We start from the raw sequence: 17,868 nt of genomic DNA, 5'->3' as shown, positions 1-17,868 counted from the left end.
AACTTGATAAACCAGGCGGCTTACTATGGCCGCCTGATTTTATGATAAGGGAGAACCACCATGAAAAAATACATGGGCAACAAGCTTGCAATATTTCTATTTGTTTTACCTGCACTTGCAATTTTTATAATCTTTGATTTTTTTCCGATCATTCAGGTTTTTGCTTACAGTTTCACTGACTGGAATGGTCTTACAACACCGACATTTCTGGGTTTGAAGAATTACATAGACCTTTTTAATGATAGAGTTTTTTATACATCTAACAGAAATCAGCTTATTTTTGCAGTTATCATAACCCTGTATCAGATGTTTTTTGCAACAGTATTTGCCATAACAATCTCTGACAAAAAGATGAAGGGCAGAAAGTTTTTGAGAGTTGCTTATTTCATCCCTGTAATCCTGTCAGTAACCGTTGTTTGTCAGTTGTGGAGCGCGATTTTAAGTGGCCAGGGACTTTTGAATAAATTGTTTGAGACATTTGGTTCTGACTATACTCAAAACTGGTTAGGAGACAGATATAAGGCAATCTATGTTATTGCATTTGTAAATGCATGGCAGTGGATGGGCTATCAGTTTGCACTTATTGTTGCAGGAATCAAATCAATACCGGCAGATTATTATGAAGCTGCCAAAATAGATGGATGCTCAAATGTAAAAGCACATATGAAGATCACGATACCTCTTCTTGCGGAAACATATAAGTTTTGCCTGATCATATCCCTGACTGGTGGTATTAAGGCATTTACTGAAATGAACATTCTGACAGGCGGTGGCCCCAATAAATCCACGTTTACGCTTACATACATGATGTATAATGCAGCATTTAAGAAGTCTGATTACGGATATGGTCTTGCATCTGCATCAGTCATGGTTATCGAGTGTATGCTTGTTATGCTTTTGATCAATTTTATTTTCAGAGAAAAAAATCAGCTAAAAGAGGAAGAAAAATCAAAGAAGAGGAGGCTGTCATATGGAAACTAATAAAAGTATTTTACATAAAGTTTTTGTACTGTTTTGTTGGATATATGCAGCTTTTTCATTATATCCGCTTATATGGATGCTTTTTTATTCATTTAAGACCAATCAGGAAATATTTGTCACAAATCCATTTGGATTTCCATGGCCATTACATTACGAAAATTACATAACTGCATGGACTAAATATGATGTGCCATTATACTTTTTAAATTCACTTCTTGTATCTGTAGGAACAGTAGTTATTACAATTTTTTGTGCATTGCTATTTTCCTATGCAACAAGTAGAATGATTTGGAAGGGAAGAACTTTTACAAGGTTATTTTTGGGACTTGGAATGTTTATTCCCGTACAGGCGATCATGATTCCTGTAGTTAAGGTTGTCCAGAGATTCAATCTTATGGGAACAAGATGGTCCTTAATTTTCCCTTATATAGCTATAAATCTTGCATTTGCCTGCATGGTATACTATGGCTTCTTTAAAGGAATACCTATGGAGCTTGAAGAGGCTGCATGTATGGATGGAGCCAATATCTATCAGACATTTTTCAAGATCATAGAGCCACTTGTAAGGCCGGCTACAGTTACGCTTGTAATATATATTTTCCTAAATGCATGGAATGAATTCATTCTTGCCAATGTTGTAGTTGGAAGTATTCCTGAGCTTAAAACACTTCCTCTTGGAGTGTTGTTCTTCCAGGGCGAGTTTACTACAGACTGGGGCGGAATGGGTGCTACAATGGTTATTGCATCATTCCCTGCGATCATAGTTTATTCTATCTTCTCTGAGCAGGTGGAAAGTGCCATGACTATCGGAGGAGCAGTAAAGGGTTAATCTTGAATATGACATTAAAGGACATGGAGAGGCAGCATTCTGACAGGAAGCTTTCCGGTAAGGATAAAGCCCGCAACATGTCAATAAAGTATAAAATAGCATCAATGACAGTTGTAGTAGCACTAATACCAATAGTGCTACTTACTGTTTTGATGCTTATTTTTTATAACAGAGCAATTATGCAAAGAGCAGAAAAACAGATTGAAGAAAATATCAGGATCATGTCGGACAGGATCACATCTGTTTTGAAAAATGGCGAGCTTTGCTCAAATAATCTGACGATCGAGTTTAGTAATTTCTATAATGAAAGGATCATGAAGCAGGTAACAAGGGATGCCAGGATAACATCGCAGCTTTCCCAATCACTGCTTATTTATAATGGAATATCATCTATTGTTTTTATTGACTCTGAAGGGCGATTTTACTCAAGCGATCCCAAGCTTGAAGATATAAAGGATAAGATAATGGCTTCGGAGTACATATCATATTTAAAGGATATGGGCGGTAAAACTGTAATGATGGATCAGGCTGAAAACATCATGAACAGGGATGACAAAGAGATAGTAACAATGGGAAAACATGTCATAAATATTGTGACAGGAAGCCCTATAGGATATCTTTTCGTGAATATGGACAAGGATTATCTTATTGAATCTTCGCAAAGTGAGATAAGCTATTATTTTCTTTATGATACATTGGGAAACTGTATTTCTGAAAGCGACAGTAAAGAGCAGTTCTATTCTGATAAAGATTTTTTAAGTAGCCTGATCAAAAGTCCTAAGGAACGCTTAAAGTATGGCGGTGAGACATATCTTATGGCAAAAGATACAATTGATGAATTCAAGTGGACGGTTGTTGGGATCACAAATTTAAACAAGTTTAATGTGACAGGTAAGGACCTTTGGTTTATTTTGCTTACTACAGGTTCTATTTCTGCTGTTCTGCTTCTTTTGTCAGTTGTTTTCTCAACCAATATAATAACAAGGCCTCTTAAGATATTGCATGACGGAGCCCAGCAGATAGCCGAGGGTGATATGAGCTACAGGTTCAGGTTTAAGACAAGGGATGAGATAGGAAGACTTGGAAGAATCTTTAATTATATGACTCAGAGGAATTTAGAACTCCTAAATCAGGTGGATGAAGAGGCTAAAAAGAAAAGAGAATATGAGCTAGCCTTGATCCAGGAACAGGTAAAGCCTCATTTTCTATATAATACTTTGGATATTATCATAATGCTTATTGAGATGAACAGGTCAAAAGAAGCTGCAAGAGTCACTCAAAAACTAGCTAACTACTATAAGAATTCTTTATCCGGCAGTGAAGAGATTGTCAGTATTGAAAGGGAGATTCAGATAACAAGGGATTATCTTGATCTTCAGACCATGCGATATGGAGATAAGTTTAAGTATGATTTTGATATTCCTAAAGAGCTATTTGGAATTAATATTCCTAAGATGACGCTTCAGCCTCTGGTAGAAAATGCAATTTACCACGGACTTAAGTACAAGGAAGACTGGGGCAAGATCACTATAACAGGACATAAAAACAAAGACACTATAAAACTCTATGTAACAGATGACGGAGTTGGTATTGATGCTGAGAAACTTTTATCCATGCAGGAAAATCTAAAGAAAAATGAGATACCTGAAGATGCGGACAGAAAGCATTTTGGTGTATATAGTGTTGATCACAGGCTTAGATTATACTTTGGTGATGAGTATGGCCTTAGCGTTGACAGCCAAAAAGATCAGGGGACGACTTTTACAATCAGGATACCTGACGTAAGCGAAAAGAGGTAAATTGTTTTGAATAAGATTATGATTGTCGATGATATGCCTATTTTTTTGGAGTATTTAAGAGGCTGCATTGACTGGAATGCATATGGTTTTGAAATCTGCTGCGAAGCCCATGATGGCAGAGAAGCACTGCAAAAGATGGAGGAATATCTTCCTGATGTAGTTCTAACAGATATAACTATGCCATACCTAAACGGGCTTGAGCTTTCTGAAAAGATCATTAAAGATTATCCTGACACTGCAGTAGTTCTGATAACAGGAAATAATGAATTTGAATATGCAAGAAAAGCCGTAAAGATCGGTGTTTGCGATTATATAGTAAAGCCTTTTGAAAAAGAAGAACTGATCCTTAGTCTTTTAAAGCTACAGGATAACATAGGAAAAGCTGTAGAGAACTCTCTTAGAGATGATTACGTTTTGACAGATGAGCTCAAAGCTCTTATATATGCCGGGATATCAGATTCTGAGCATTCAAATGAGATTGAAGAGAAGATATTTGGATGGGGTTCCGGGGCAGGATATTTGCTGGGACTGGTTAAATTTGACGGTGATATAAATAATAACAGTTCAAGGGAAGAACTAATGAACTGGGAGCGCCTCATTGCAAAAATGCTTGAGGATAAACTCGATATAGATGGTGAAGTAAAGATTTTTAATGATTTTGAAAATAACATTATTATTCTCATGCGCTTCAATAGAGCTTTTGATATCACTAGTTTCAAGGGATATGAGTTTACAGATATTATCGATGTAGTAAAGAACCAGCTTGGCTTTGATATTACAATAGTTCTTTCAAGGGCTGATGAGCTAAAAGGTGTAAAAAAGGCCTATGAAAGAGCGCTTGGAACAGTGATGGTCAAGGGACATGGAAAACTTATAGACCTTAGAGAAGAGTCAGAGCCACTTATTTTTACTTCACTTGACGCAATCTTCAGGCTCAATAAGGATATTGAAAATCTCTTATCAGATGACGTTGAAAATGTTATCAATACGATGTGGCAGCATATTAGAGAAGCGCGTTCCTCAAAAGATGGCCACGTTATCTCGGATATGAATATTATAAGCAGTGCTCTCAGCGTACTTATGACTAACATTATCAATTCGGGATTTTCAATAGAGAAGATTTATGGCGATGGTTTTTCACCTGAAGACTTTTTTTCCGGATCGATAGGTTCTGATGAAATGAAGGATAAAGTGATATATCTTTTTAAAAAGAGGATTGAATTTGAAAAGGATAAGAAAAAGTCCAAGTCAAGGGACGTTGCGCTTTCTGCAAAGGAATATATAGAACAAAACTATATAAACAGCGAGTTGTCAGTTGCTGACATATCAGAAGTGCTTTGTGTTAACCAGACTTATCTCAGAAAGATGTTCAAAAGTGAAATGAATATGACACTTTCTGAATATATAACGCAGGTACGTATGCAGGAGGCAAAAAGACTGATCACTGCTACAGATGAAAAACTGTCTTTGATCGCAGAAAAAGTTGGTTATAGCGATGTAAGCTATTTTTCAAATGTGTTCAAAAAATATTATGGAAATTCTCCACGTAGTATGAGCAAAGAGTAGTGTATTTTAAGCCATTTGTGGTATTATTTTAAATAACGAAATTTTCTGATTACTTGATCTTAGAAGTGGAGGAGCTATGGTATTATTTGATATTTGTAAAAATGCGAAGGCTGCAAAGCCAGCAATGATAAAACTTTCAACAAAAGAAAAAAATGGGGCTCTTTTGGCGGTTGCAGATGGTCTTATTAAAGATTGTGCCAAGATACTTGAAGCAAACCGCATCGATTATGAAAATGGTGAAAAAAATGGCATGAATCAAGGGCTTTTAGACAGGCTAAAACTCGATGAAAAAAGAGTAGAAGCTATGGCTGAAGGCATCAGAGAAGTATCCGCACTTGAAGACCCTATAGGGCAGGAAATTGAACATTTTGAGAGACCAAATGGCCTTAAGATAAAAAAGATTAGAGTTCCACTTGGTGTTGTTGGAATTATTTATGAATCACGTCCAAATGTTACAGCTGATGCATTTGCTCTTACTTTTAAGTCAGGCAACGTGACTATTCTGAAGGGTGGAAGTGATGCTATAAACAGCAATATTGCAATTACAAATTCTATCAGAAACACACTTCAAAGCCTTGGTATTACATCAGATGCCATTCAGCTCATAGAAGCTACAGACAGACAGGTTACAACTGATTTCATGAAGATGAAAGAATACGTTGATGTTCTGATTCCAAGAGGAAGCGCAGGACTTATAAGAGCGGTTGTAGAGAACTCCAATATTCCTGTTATTGAGACAGGAACAGGTAACTGCCATATATATGTTGATAAGGATGCTGATATCCAGAAGGCAATTCCAATCATAATCAATGCTAAGACACAGAGAATTGGCGTGTGTAATGCGGCAGAATCACTTATCGTTCATGAAGATATTATGGAGAAGTTCCTTCCAGAATTTGAAAAGGCCATGAAAGAACACTCTGTTGAAGTCAGGGCAGATAAGCCAAGTAAGGCATATTTGTCTTTTGCCATTGATGCAACAGAAGAGGACTTCGGAAAAGAGTATCTTGATTACATTATTTCTGTTAAGTCTGTAAATAGTGTTGACGAGGCAATTGATCATATAAATAAATATGGCACAGGGCATTCGGAGTCGATCATCACTGAAAATAAGGAAACAGCAGATAAGTTTTTGGCACTTGTTGATGCAGCATGTGTTTATGTTAATGCATCCACAAGATTTACAGATGGCTTTGAATTTGGTTTTGGAGCTGAAATAGGGATTAGTACACAGAAACTCCATGCAAGGGGACCAATGGGGCTAAAAGAGCTTACTTCCTATAAGTACCAGATCTATGGAAATGGTCAGACTAGAAAATAAGGCATAAGAAGGAGCGGGTTTTTTTATGTTACAGGGTAATGAGGAAATATTAGAAGCAAAGAAGCATATTATTGAAGTTGCACGAGAGCTTCATGAAATAGGGCTTCTTGTTAGAACTTGGGGAAATGTAAGTCAGAGGATTGATGACAAGAGCTTTTTGATAACACCAAGCGGTATCAAATATGAAGATCTTACTGCGGATATGATAGTAAAGGTAAATATTGACGATCTCTCTTATGAGGGAGATATTTTACCTTCTACAGAAAAGTGTGTTCATGCAGCTTGCTATAAAGAAAGAGAAGATGTAGATTTTATTATTCATACACATCAGGTTTACGCCTCTTGTGTGGGAACACTTGGAATTAAGAAAGTATTTTCATATCTTGATGATGAGGATGTTGAGATCCCTGTCGCAGCTTTTGCCCTTCCCGGAAGTGAAAAGCTTGTTGAAAATACAGTTAAAGCCATAAAAAAGTTCCCTGATTGCAATGGATTTATTATGGCTAACCATGGAACACTGTGCTTTGGTAAGAATTCAAAAGAAGCTATTTATGAAGCAGAAAAAATGGAAGTTGCCTGCAACAATTTCCTTATTGATGTCTGCAAGACAGATATTAAACATGGCGTTGAGTTTGGCTTTAATTCTCATCTTGAAAATGGTGAGATAGTTTATGATATTCCTGATACTCCTAAGCGTGTAAGGCATATCCATGAGCTTATTTATGCCAAGAGGAAAGATGTAAAATACATCATTCACAACAAGTCGGAAGCTGTCATGACAGTATCAAGACGCGCCAATCATATGCGGCCTCTTTTGTATGACTTTGCGCAGCTTATTGGCGTAAGCGTAAAGGTCCCAAGCAATGAACATGGCAAAGACGGTATGAGCTATCACAATATTAAAAAGAACGTCAATGTTGTCTTTTCACTATATGATGGAGCATACTGCCTTGGCGCTTCTTATGACGATGCCATGGATGTGGCAGATGTTCTTGATAAGGGCTGCATTGCTCATGTCGCTGTAATGAGGCATGGCGAAGGGCACTTTTTGTCACTTTTAGAATGCATAAAGATGAATAGATTTTACAGAAAATCTTACTCAAAGAGATCAGAAATTGTAAAAAAATAAATTGAAAGGCAGCGCATAAAATGATCAGAAGGCCGGAAAGTATCAAAAAAGGAGATACGATAGGAATAACAGCACCTTCTTTTGGAGCAGCAACAGAACCATATAGTGTTCTTATTGATATAGCCATAAAAAATCTAAAAGAGAGAGGCTATAACATCATAGAAGGCAAGACGGCACGAATGGGCGATGGTAAGGGAATAAGTACAGACCCAAAAGTCACAAGTGCTGAACTTATGGAGTTTTACAAATCAGATGCCATAGATGCCATTATATCTGCCGGTGGTGGAGAACTTATGAACGAAACCATCACTTACGTAGATTTTGAAGAGCTTAAGAACTGTAAACCCAAGTGGTATATAGGCTATTCAGATAATACTCATTTTATTTTTCCTCTTGTAACTATATCCGGGACAATGGGAATCTATGGACCTTGCATAAACGGCTATGGTAAAACCTGGGAGGATACAGAAAATGATGCTTTCGCACTTTTGGAAGGAACAAAGACAGATTTTAAGGGCTATGATATGTATTCCTATAGCGATGAGCCATCTGATCCTGATGCTCCTATAGATTACGATAAACTCATGACCTACGATCTTAACCAGAAAAAGATATTGAGTTCTTTTGACTGCAGTAGCAAGAAGGCTGTGAAAGTGGGGGAGGATAAAGAACTTAAGTGTGAAGGAATACTTCTTGGCGGTTGCCTTGATGTGCTCTTTGACCTTGTTGGTACCAGGTTTGACAATATGAAGGAGTTTAAGAAAGAGCACAAGAATATAATCTGGGTATTGGAAGAATGCGATCTTAATGTTATGTCATACAGAAGAGCGCTTTGGAACCTCAGAGAAGCTGGATGGTTTGATGATGCAAAGGGCTTTATCATCGGAAGGGCAAGAGGAGCAAGAGGCGAAGAATTTACAGGAGTTGATGAATACAACGCTGTAACTGATATTTTGGAAGGCTTTGGTGTTCCTATCATAATGGACGCTGATATTGGACATATTTCTCCCATGCTTCCTGTAATCATGGGGGCAGAAGCAATTGTGTCCGCAAAGGGAAATGACTTAAGAATCAAGTACATAGAAAATTAATTCTGTTTAGGAAATATTTATACGCAATAAAGTAAACAAACACTATAATATAAGTACCTGAGAACATGTATAATATGTGAAAATAAACAATTTTTTGTATTGTAGAGAGGTGCAAAATGAAAAAAACATTTAAAGGATTATTATTATCTGTATTAACTGTTGCAATTACTATTTTCACTATGAATCTAAATGCATTTGCCATGAGTGATGTTCCTGATTACTTTGATTTTCAGGATACTGTACTTTCAATAAATGCTGGCGAGACCAAGACCATGAGTATGAGGGCCAATTACAATTACACCTATTACCTGGGACCACATTCAAGTGCAGCCACATATCTTGAGTGCTCGTATGCAAGTGGAACTCAGAATGTTACATTTCATATTGGAGCAGATGAGACTGTAAAGAATGTATTTTTCTATTTCTATGTTGATGACGACAGAGTGCAGAATAAAGATATACAGGATAATGTAGAGGTATATGTACAGAATATAAAGACTACTTATGATAGCATTTCTGTAACTCTAGGCGATGGAAAAACAGGTACTGTATCTAAAAATGGTAACACAGCTATTTTGTATAATCAGGATAACGTTGCAATGGCTTCCTTTGCTCTTTCCAATAACAATGGACATAATGCTACCAATGGCTTAAAAGGGGTTGTTGAAAATGGAGCTAAATATTTTGATGTAGTATCCAGTAATCCCAATGCAACACCGGTTGTTTCTGAGTCAGACAAGAGTGTATTTATTGCTAATGGCTTTGCAGGTGTTTGTGTAAACGGTAATTATAAAAACTGGCCATAAATAAAAAAAGATAATAAAAAGCATGTTGCTCCGTAATTTAAGCAACATGCTTTTTTTATTTTTTAGTAATCAGCAGATTTTACTTCCATCCAGGCATCATTGTAGAGTCTGTCTGTTTCTGTTCCAAGATACTGATACGACTCTGTGTTTATTTCATTTAGGTCAGGAAATGCCACCTTGGAGTTACGGATCGCGTCATCTTCAATGTTTTCCTGAGCTACTGTGTTAGGAGTGGAGTAGGTTATATACTCAAAATTTCTAAGAGCTATGTCTCCGCGACACATAAAGTCTATCCACTTTTCAGCATTTTCAACATTTTTGGAACCTTTGGTTATTACCCAGGAATCAATCCATACATTGGTGCCTTCCTTTGGTACTACATACTCAAGATCAGGATTCTCGCGGGCTGTATAGATTGCTTCTCCTGAATAGATCACACCAAGAGCTGCCTCACCACCGATCATCTTATCCCTTACCTGGTCAACTACGTAGGCCTGTACAAGAGGCTTTTGAGCTATAAGATCATCTGTTGCAATATCAATTTCTGAAGCATCTTTTGTATTCATTGAAAAACCGTTTTTGAGAAGTGCCACCATGAATGCATCTCTGACAGAGTCCTGCATGAGAATCTGTCCTGAATATTTGCTGTCCCATAGAATATCCCAGCTGTCTACAGTTTCGTCAACCATAGTCTTGTTATACAGGATTCCGACTGTTCCCCAGCAGTAGGGCACTGAATACTTGTTTTCGGGATCGAAATCTTTGGATGATTCAAAGTACTGGTCACCAATGTTTACAATATTTGGAATATTGTCAAAGTTAAGCTCCTGTATCATGTCATTTTCAATAAGCTTTTGAATCATATAATCTGACGGGCATATAACATCATAAGCGGAGGTGTCCTGAGCCAGCTTTGCAAACATTATTTCGTTAGTTTCAAACATATCATATATAACATCAATTCCGGTTTCGTCTTCAAATTCTTTTATGACATCTTCATCTATATATTCCCCCCAGTTGTATACATACAATTTGCCGTTTGGGTATGAAGCGCTGTTTTTTACTTCGCATCCGGATATCAGTGTACTTAATGTAGTGAGAGATAGAAATATACTTAAGAATTTCTTTTTCATATGTAACTCCAAAGTTAGTCTTTATTCTTCTTTGCAGGGACTCTGTAGACAAGCATGAGCAGAGTCAAAACTACTACAAATATAATTGCAGACAAAGCATAGATTTCAGGCTGAATACCTCTTTTTACCTCGTTATAAATAAGAGTTGAAAGTGTTTCAAAACCAGAGCCTTTTGTAAAGTAGGTGATTATAAAGTCATCAAGAGACATTGTGAAAGCCATAAGTGCTCCTGATACGATTCCAGGCCATAGATCAGGGAGAACAGTTTTGTAAAAGGCATACAAAGGTGCTGCACCAAGGTCAAGGGCTGCCTCATATACATAGACATTCATGTTCTTTATTCTGGGCATTACACTTAGCATAACAAATGGAATGTTGAATGTAATATGGGCCAAAAGAATAGTAGTAAAGCCGGAGCTTATATGTAAAAACCTAAAGAGCAGCATAAGTGATATACCTGTTACAATATCAGCGTTGATCATTGGTATATTTGTGATGCTCATTATAAATGAACGAAGCTTTTTGTTAAGGCCTATCATTGCAATGCAGGATACCGTGCCGATGATGGTTGAGATGATAGTGGCAAGTACTGCAATTGACAAAGTGTTTATAAGAGCGCTGGCAACGGCTTCATCAGAAAGTAGATTAACATACCATTCGAGAGTGAATCCTCCCCATTTTGCTCTGGATTTACTTGAGTTAAAAGATAAAACAATTAGTGTGATAATGGGGGCATACATAAAGATAAGTAAAAGCCCCAGATATAATCTTTCAAGAACTTTTCTCATTTTTACTTACCTCCCTGATTGCCTGAAAGAGCTTCGATGATCATGTTTATGAAGATAAAGATCATAAGCACGATAGAAAGACCACTTCCAAGGTGCCAATCATACAGCTGTGTAAATTCCTGCTCAATGATATTTCCGATAAGAAGGATCTTGGAACCTCCAAGCATAGAAGAAATAGCAAAAGTTGTGAGGGCAGGAATAAATACCATTGTTATTCCACTTAAAACGCCAGGAAGTGACAATGGGAATGTTATCTTAAGGAAAGTCTGAAGAGAATCAGCTCCCAGGTCCCTTGCAGCATTTATGACATTTTCATCTATTTTGCTAAGAGAATTGTAGATTGGAAGTATCATAAAGGGCAAAAAGTTGTAAACCATGCCAAGGACTATGGCTGAAGGCGTATTTATTATATTTATGGTAGGAAGGTGAAGTGATTCCAAAACAGTATTGATAACACCTTTTCCTTCAAGCAATGTCATCCATGTCAGAGTTCTTAAAAGAAAGTTCATCCACATAGGAAGAATGAAAAGAGTAACTATATATGTGTTTCTTGTAAGCTTCATGGATGAGAGGATCATTCCAAGAGGGTATGCCAAAAGAAGGCACACCAAAGTGCTGATAAGGGCAAGTCTTATAGACCTTATCAGAGCCTTCAAGTAACCCGGCTTTGCAATAGTTGCTATATTTTCAAAGGTAAAAAAGCCGTCCTCAGTTGTGAAACCGTAATAGATGACCATTCCAAGTGGAACAAGTATAAAGATAAGAGCCCAGGCCATGTAGGGTGAGGACAGAAGAGGGGCGGTATTTTTGTTTTTAAATAGTTTCACTTATTGCCTCCTCGTCCTCTGACTCAGGAACGTTCATTATCTGAATATTGTATGGGTCAACATTTATACCAACATTAGTACCTACAGGTGAAAGTTTTGTTGAGTGCACTAAAAGCTCGCGTCCGCCGACTTCAACGTCCATTTCATAGTGGACTCCCTTGAAGGTAAGGTCAGTAACTATGCCTTTTAACGTTCCGTTTTCAGGAGAAACCAGCTCAATATCCTCAGGTCTTATTACAACATCAACAGGCTTATTTTCACCAAAACCTTTGTCTACGCATGCGAATTTAGCTCCTAGAATCTCTACAAGTTCATCGCGGATCATTGTTGATCTGATAATGTTACTGTCGCCGATAAAGTCTGCAACAAAGGCATTTTCAGGTTCGTTATATATTTTTTCGGGAGAACCTTCCTGCTGAATGTAGCCCTGGTTCATGACAACGATGTGATCAGACATTGTGAGGGCTTCTTCCTGATCGTGTGTTACATAAATAAAGGTAATTCCCAGTTCTTCTTTAAGTCTTTTAAGCTCATACTGCATGTCCTGACGCATTTTAAGGTCAAGTGCGCCCAAAGGCTCATCAAGCAAAAGAACTTTTGGCTCATTTACAATAGCTCTTGCAATAGCTATTCTTTGCTGCTGACCACCTGATAAAGATTCAGGACTTCTGTTTTCGTAGCCTTCAAGATTTACAAGCTTAAGGGCATATTTAATCTTATCCTTTATATAGCTGTCAGATTTGTTCTTTATCTTAAGACCAAAAGCGATATTTTCCGCTACTGTCATATGTGTAAAAAGAGCATACTTCTGAAAGACAGTATTAAGCTGTCTTTTGTTGGGAGAAAGACTTGTTATGTCTTTTCCGTCAAATATAACACGTCCCTTATCAGGCGTTTCAAAACCACCTATTATACGCAAAGTTGTAGTCTTGCCACATCCGCTTGGTCCAAGCAGTGTAACAAAAGAATTCTCATATATAGAAAGACTAAGGTCATCCAAGATCAACTGACCATCATATGACTTACTGATATGTTCAAGTGTAATTAAGTCTTTACCCATTTCCTGCTCCTGATTATTAAAAAAGTATAAAAACTGACTTACTTTATTTTAATAAAGTTGTAGTAAGTGTCAATTACTTTTTTGCGCGATTTTTATGCTGTTTTTATCACAGTAAGTAACGATTGTTCCGTAGGTGGTATCGTAAGTTTCTATGTCAAGTGATGACAACAGATCCATAAGCTTTTCTTCAGCAGGTCTTTCGTTTGAAGTGCTGATAACTGCATAAGCAGGATCAACAACAGCGAGCAGGTCAGCTGTGTTTTTGGTATAACCTCCATGGTGGGGCATTTTGATCCAGTCTGCGGTCAAAGAGTAATCGTCATTTATTACCTGTTCGATCCTGTCTTTTTCAATATCGCCGGTGAAAAGAAATTTTTTTGTCCCAAAGGTTATCATTGATACCAGGGACATGTTGTTGTCCATGTTATTGCTGTCTGAGAGCAGAACTTCCGGCGAAGATGCAGGGTAAATATCAATAGAAAGGTCATTATAGTCAAAAGAGATATTTTCATTTACAAAATAAACATTTTCTCTTGTCTTTATGCTGTCCATCAGACCTGCATAATATTCCTTCTGGCTCACATAGTCGGCAAGATAGATGTTCTTTACATCTACTGAGGATAGTATTTTTACAGCACTTCCTATATGATCCTGGTCATAGTGGGTGAGGATAAGAAAGTCTATTTCTGTAATTGAATTATCCTTTAAGAAACTATCGATAGTAGAATAGGCATCATAGGTTCCTGTATCGATCATTCCGACAATGTCACCTGCTTGCAGTACGGCACAGTCAGCTTTTCCTACGTTTAAATTGGTTATGGTAAGACTACCTCCAGCGATTTCTGATGGTATATCAGAGGTGCTGGAATTGCCATGTGCTATAAACTGAGTAAGACCTATAAATAGGATCAAAAGACATATGATAAGAATTAGTAATAGACCTGAGCGTGATTTGTTTTTCTTCATTTGTTATCCTTTTTTGTTTTTTATATTAGTTTTATTATGGCATTATTTTGTGTCGGGTGTGTAAAAAAATAATAAAAAAGCTTAATTATTGATTACCTGCATGTACACATGATATATAATCAAATTAGATATGCAATATTGATAATAATGCGAGGTGTTCCAATGAGTGGTGGATTAGGGATTATAGCTCTTGAATCATTTGCAGAATCAGCAAAAAGAATCGATAAGATCCTTTGCGAGTGGCGCGGCGCAGACAGCTTTCTTATTGAATGTATATGCCCGAGATTTTCAAGTGGTGAGGGTAAAGCTGTGTTAAAAGAATCTGTCAGGGAAAAAGATATTTTTATCCTGGTGGATGTGTGCAACAATTCTATAAAGTACAAATTCGACGGAGAGTATAACAGAATGTCTCCCGATGATCATTATGCTGATCTTAAGAGGGTTATTGGCGCCTGCAATGGAAAGGCAAAATCCATTACTGTGGTTATGCCGTTTCTTTATGAAAGCAGGCAGCACAGAAAGGTTTTAAGGGAATCCCTTGACTGTGCTCTTATGCTAAGAGAATTAGAGCTTCTTGGAGTTGATAATCTGATCACCTTTGATGCCCATGATCCAAGAATGCAAAATGTACTTCCTCTAAATGGTATTGAGAATATTTCTCCAACTTTACAGTTTACCCAGGCTCTTTTGACTGAGTATGATGATATTGAAATTGATTCGGAACATCTCCTTATCATAGCACCTGATGAGGGAGCAACTGAGAGAGCGGTATTTCTTTCTTCCGTTTATGGCGTTAATCTTGGTATGTTTTATAAAAGAAGGGATTACAGCCGTGTTGTTGATGGGATGAATCCCATAATTGCGCATGATTTCTGCGGCGGCGATATAAGCGGGATGGATGCGATCGTAATTGATGATATGATCGTTTCCGGCAAGAGTATGCTTGATGTGTGCAGGCAGCTTAAGGATAGAGGCGCCAAAAGAGTATTTATTTTTGCAACCTTTGGTCTGTTTTCTTATGGCTTTAAAGAGTTTGATGAAGCATATGAAAAGGGCTTTTTTGAAAAGATATTTACAACTAATCTTATTTATCAGAAAGAAGAACTTCTAAGTAAAGAGTATTATTACAGCGTAAACATGAACAGGTATATAGCATCTGCAATTGATACATTAAACAGAGGAAAATCCATGTATAAACTTGTAAGACCACAGGATAGAATTAAGGAAGTTATTGCAGAGTATAAAGCAAAAGACGTTTAAAGTTTTGATTTCTTGTGATAGAATGTAGAAAATACGTAATTCTAGGAGGCAAACTAGTAATGGCTGGTAAAGATAAATACGTAGCTTATGTGTCAAGTTATACATCCGGACTGGGCACAAAGTATGGAATCAGAATTTATGATGTAGATCTTGAGAATGGAAGGCTTTATGAAAAGCAGAAGGTTGAAATAACCAATTCTTCTTATATTGGAATTTCACATGACAATAAAACTCTTTATTCCATAACTGATGCAGGAGTAGAGTCTTATCATATTCTTCCTGACGGAAGTCTTGAATTTTTGAATGAGGCTTCTATCAATGGTATGCGTGGTTGCTACCTCAATATGGACCAGAGTGATAAGTTCCTTATTACTGCAGGCTATCATGATGGCAAGGTTACAATATTGAGACTTAATGAGGATGGCAGCATCGGTGAGATCACTGATGAGAAATATCACAAGGGCCTTGGTACTGCAGCAGGACGTAATCATGTTCCTCATGTTCAGTGCATCAAGGTTACAAAAGACAACAAGTATCTTCTTGCAGCAGATCTTGGAATGGACAGGATAAATGTTTATTCACTTAATATGGAAACAGGAAAAATAAAAGAAGTTGATGTGATCCACTGCGATCAGGAATCATCACCAAGACATATGCAGTTCTCAAAGGAAGGTAAATTCCTTTATGTTTGTCTTGAGCAGAAGTGCTCTATAGAAGTTTATTCTTATGAAGATAAGAACGGAGATCCTGAATTTGAAAGGATTCAGTCAGTATCAACTTCTGAAGAGGCTGATTCAATCGGTGTTGCAAGCAGCGCACTTACCTTCTCAGAGGACTACAATTATCTTGTGAGTTCAACAGCAGGTGAAAACAATGCACTTGTATTTAAAGTAGATAAAGAGACAGGACTTATCACAAACAAGATCCAGCTTCCTGTTGCAGGTGAGTATCCTAAGGATGCAGCTCTTTTCCCTGACAACAAGCACCTTGTATCTCTTAATCACGAGTCAGATACACTTACATTCTTTACAGTTGATATGGACAAGGGATCAATGGTCATGAATGGACCAGAACTTCCTGTTTCAAGACCTAACTGTATTGTTTTCCATAAACTTTAATTCTTGAAATCAGAGCCTTCGCCAAGGTGCGAGGGCTTTTGGCTTATATTGGGAGGAAAATATGTCAGGATCTGTATTTGGTAAAAATATAAAGATGTCTACCTGGGGAGAGTCACACGGAAAAGCACTTGGGGTAGTGGTCGATGGATTTCCGGCTGGAATGGAGCTGGATATTTCAGATATTCAGAAGTTTCTTGACAGGAGAAAGCCTGGAACGTCTCCTGCAAGCACACCAAGAAAAGAGGATGATGCTGTTGATATTCTTTCCGGCGTTTTTGAAGGAAAGACAACAGGTACGCCAATTTCTCTTATTGTAAAAAATACTTCCCAGAGATCTCAGGATTATAGCGAGATTGCACAGTATTACAGACCTGGGCATGCGGATTTTGGCTTTGACGAAAAGTATGGATTTAGAGATTACAGAGGTGGCGGACGTTCCTCTGGAAGAGAGACAATAGGAAGAGTTGCTGCAGGTGCTATTTGCAGCAAACTCCTTAATGAGATGGGCATTAAAGTTATGGCGTTTACCAGAGCAATTGGTGATGTCGAGATTGATGAAAAGAAATTTGATGAAAAGAATATTCTTTTGACTTCGACAGCAATGCCTGATGCTGAAGCAGATAAAAGAGCGATGGAACTTATTTCCAAGTGTAAAGAAGAAATGGATTCTGTGGGTGGAGTGGTAGAATGCCGTGTTACAGGTCTTCCTGCAGGAGTTGGAGAGCCTGTGTTTGACAAGCTCGATGCTGTTATTGCTCATGCTGTTATGAGTATAGGCGCTGTTAAAGCAGTTGAAATAGGTGATGGTACGAGAGTATCAAAATACCACGGATCAGAAAATAATGATGAGTTTGTGATGAGTGATAGTTCTGTTGAAAAAAGAACTAATCACGCAGGCGGTATTCTGGGCGGTATTTCTGACGGAAGCGAAATTGTAATCAGAGTTTATTTTAAGCCAACTCCGAGTATTGCAAAGACTCAGAATACAGTTAATAAGTCAGGAGAAAATATTCAGGTGAGTATCCATGGGCGACACGACCCAGTCGTAGTTCCAAGGGCGGTTGTAGTGGTTGAAAGCATGTGTGCTTTTTGTACACTTGATCTTTTGATGTCAAATATGCTCTCAAAAGCAGAGAATATAATTGGATTTTATAAGAAATAATCGGAAATTAGAAAAGAGGAGCCTTGTGTTGT

General features: G+C 37.5%; 16 protein-coding genes. 11 read left to right on the top strand and 5 right to left on the bottom strand.

Translation table 11 applies throughout. The features are described from left to right. The first annotated feature begins 60 nt into the window (after positions 1-60). The 8 genes from E7303_RS00250 (at position 61) to E7303_RS00215 (ending at position 9,522) form a co-directional block, all read left to right on the top strand. Positions 61-981, top strand: a complete 921-nt coding sequence (locus tag E7303_RS00250; protein ID WP_292143302.1) for a carbohydrate ABC transporter permease — start codon at positions 61-63, stop codon at positions 979-981. Beyond that, positions 971-1,810, top strand: a complete 840-nt coding sequence (locus E7303_RS00245; RefSeq protein ID WP_292143301.1) for a carbohydrate ABC transporter permease — start codon at positions 971-973, stop codon at positions 1,808-1,810. The genes E7303_RS00250 and E7303_RS00245 overlap by 11 nt, the downstream gene beginning before the upstream one ends. An 8-nt stretch (positions 1,811-1,818) precedes the next feature. Then, on the top strand, positions 1,819-3,609 hold the full coding sequence (locus E7303_RS00240; protein ID WP_292143408.1) for a sensor histidine kinase: 1,791 nt from the start codon (positions 1,819-1,821) through the stop codon (positions 3,607-3,609). Between the two features lie 6 nt (positions 3,610-3,615). Further along, positions 3,616-5,175 (top strand): response regulator transcription factor, encoded by a 1,560-nt coding sequence (locus tag E7303_RS00235; RefSeq protein ID WP_292143300.1) that lies wholly within the window; start codon positions 3,616-3,618, stop codon positions 5,173-5,175. A gap of 76 nt (positions 5,176-5,251) precedes the next feature. Next, complete coding sequence (locus E7303_RS00230; protein WP_292143299.1) at positions 5,252-6,496, top strand: glutamate-5-semialdehyde dehydrogenase; 1,245 nt, start codon at positions 5,252-5,254, stop codon at positions 6,494-6,496. A gap of 25 nt (positions 6,497-6,521) precedes the next feature. Further along, complete coding sequence (locus E7303_RS00225; protein ID WP_292143298.1) at positions 6,522-7,625, top strand: class II aldolase/adducin family protein; 1,104 nt, start codon at positions 6,522-6,524, stop codon at positions 7,623-7,625. Between the two features lie 20 nt (positions 7,626-7,645). After that, entirely contained in the window at positions 7,646-8,716 is a 1,071-nt protein-coding gene (locus E7303_RS00220) for a S66 family peptidase (RefSeq protein WP_292143297.1), read from the top strand. A gap of 116 nt (positions 8,717-8,832) precedes the next feature. Beyond that, complete coding sequence (locus E7303_RS00215; RefSeq protein ID WP_292143296.1) at positions 8,833-9,522, top strand: hypothetical protein; 690 nt, start codon at positions 8,833-8,835, stop codon at positions 9,520-9,522. Positions 9,523-9,584: 62 nt separating this feature from the next. Here the strand turns inward: E7303_RS00215 and E7303_RS00210 are convergent, their stop codons facing one another. The 5 genes from E7303_RS00210 to E7303_RS00190 all read right to left on the bottom strand — a co-directional run bounded on the left by E7303_RS00210 (position 9,585) and on the right by E7303_RS00190 (position 14,296). Beyond that, entirely contained in the window at positions 9,585-10,655 is a 1,071-nt protein-coding gene (locus tag E7303_RS00210; RefSeq protein ID WP_292143295.1) for an ABC transporter substrate-binding protein, read from the bottom strand. Between the two features lie 14 nt (positions 10,656-10,669). Further along, positions 10,670-11,443: an ABC transporter permease gene (locus E7303_RS00205; protein WP_103867840.1), complete on the bottom strand. Its 774-nt coding sequence runs from the start codon at positions 11,441-11,443 to the stop codon at positions 10,670-10,672. A gap of 2 nt (positions 11,444-11,445) precedes the next feature. Further along, positions 11,446-12,219, bottom strand: a complete 774-nt coding sequence (locus E7303_RS00200) for an ABC transporter permease (RefSeq protein ID WP_292143407.1) — start codon at positions 12,217-12,219, stop codon at positions 11,446-11,448. 37 nt (positions 12,220-12,256) lie between these two features. Next, positions 12,257-13,330, bottom strand: coding sequence for an ABC transporter ATP-binding protein (locus E7303_RS00195; RefSeq protein WP_292143294.1), 1,074 nt, complete (start codon positions 13,328-13,330; stop codon positions 12,257-12,259). A gap of 69 nt (positions 13,331-13,399) precedes the next feature. Then, entirely contained in the window at positions 13,400-14,296 is an 897-nt protein-coding gene (locus E7303_RS00190) for a ComEC/Rec2 family competence protein (RefSeq protein ID WP_292143293.1), read from the bottom strand. 162 nt (positions 14,297-14,458) lie between these two features. Here E7303_RS00190 and E7303_RS00185 point away from each other — a divergent pair, with 162 nt between their 5' ends. From E7303_RS00185 to aroC, 3 genes are all read left to right on the top strand, one after another. Continuing rightward, a complete protein-coding gene (locus tag E7303_RS00185; RefSeq protein WP_292143292.1) occupies positions 14,459-15,556 on the top strand; it encodes a ribose-phosphate pyrophosphokinase in 1,098 nt (365 codons plus the stop codon). A 59-nt stretch (positions 15,557-15,615) separates the two neighbouring features. Then, positions 15,616-16,674 carry a lactonase family protein gene (locus E7303_RS00180; protein ID WP_292143291.1) on the top strand — a complete coding sequence of 353 codons (1,059 nt, stop codon included), beginning with the start codon at positions 15,616-15,618 and terminating at the stop codon, positions 16,672-16,674. Between the two features lie 61 nt (positions 16,675-16,735). After that, positions 16,736-17,836: a chorismate synthase gene (aroC, locus tag E7303_RS00175; RefSeq protein ID WP_292143290.1), complete on the top strand. Its 1,101-nt coding sequence runs from the start codon at positions 16,736-16,738 to the stop codon at positions 17,834-17,836. Positions 17,837-17,868 lie beyond the last annotated feature (32 nt).

This window comes from Butyrivibrio sp. (assembly GCF_015056685.1).
GTDB lineage: Bacteria > Bacillota > Clostridia > Lachnospirales > Lachnospiraceae > Butyrivibrio.
The sequence above is the reverse complement of the archived record's forward strand: the minus strand, read 5'-3'. Positions and strand labels throughout refer to the sequence as shown.

Coding starts and splice junctions, on each gene's coding strand:
- aroC (WP_292143290.1), top strand. CDS start 16,736: ATGTCAGGATCTGTATTTGGTAAAAATATAAAGATGTCTACCTGGGGA.
- E7303_RS00225 (WP_292143298.1), top strand. CDS start 6,522: ATGTTACAGGGTAATGAGGAAATATTAGAAGCAAAGAAGCATATTATT.
- E7303_RS00215 (WP_292143296.1), top strand. CDS start 8,833: ATGAAAAAAACATTTAAAGGATTATTATTATCTGTATTAACTGTTGCA.
- E7303_RS00245 (WP_292143301.1), top strand. CDS start 971: ATGGAAACTAATAAAAGTATTTTACATAAAGTTTTTGTACTGTTTTGT.
- E7303_RS00195 (WP_292143294.1), bottom strand. CDS start 13,330: ATGGGTAAAGACTTAATTACACTTGAACATATCAGTAAGTCATATGAT.
- E7303_RS00220 (WP_292143297.1), top strand. CDS start 7,646: ATGATCAGAAGGCCGGAAAGTATCAAAAAAGGAGATACGATAGGAATA.
- E7303_RS00180 (WP_292143291.1), top strand. CDS start 15,616: ATGGCTGGTAAAGATAAATACGTAGCTTATGTGTCAAGTTATACATCC.
- E7303_RS00230 (WP_292143299.1), top strand. CDS start 5,252: ATGGTATTATTTGATATTTGTAAAAATGCGAAGGCTGCAAAGCCAGCA.
- E7303_RS00200 (WP_292143407.1), bottom strand. CDS start 12,219: ATGGCCTGGGCTCTTATCTTTATACTTGTTCCACTTGGAATGGTCATC.
- E7303_RS00240 (WP_292143408.1), top strand. CDS start 1,819: ATGACATTAAAGGACATGGAGAGGCAGCATTCTGACAGGAAGCTTTCC.
- E7303_RS00250 (WP_292143302.1), top strand. CDS start 61: ATGAAAAAATACATGGGCAACAAGCTTGCAATATTTCTATTTGTTTTA.
- E7303_RS00190 (WP_292143293.1), bottom strand. CDS start 14,296: ATGAAGAAAAACAAATCACGCTCAGGTCTATTACTAATTCTTATCATA.
- E7303_RS00210 (WP_292143295.1), bottom strand. CDS start 10,655: ATGAAAAAGAAATTCTTAAGTATATTTCTATCTCTCACTACATTAAGT.
- E7303_RS00205 (WP_103867840.1), bottom strand. CDS start 11,443: ATGAGAAAAGTTCTTGAAAGATTATATCTGGGGCTTTTACTTATCTTT.
- E7303_RS00185 (WP_292143292.1), top strand. CDS start 14,459: ATGAGTGGTGGATTAGGGATTATAGCTCTTGAATCATTTGCAGAATCA.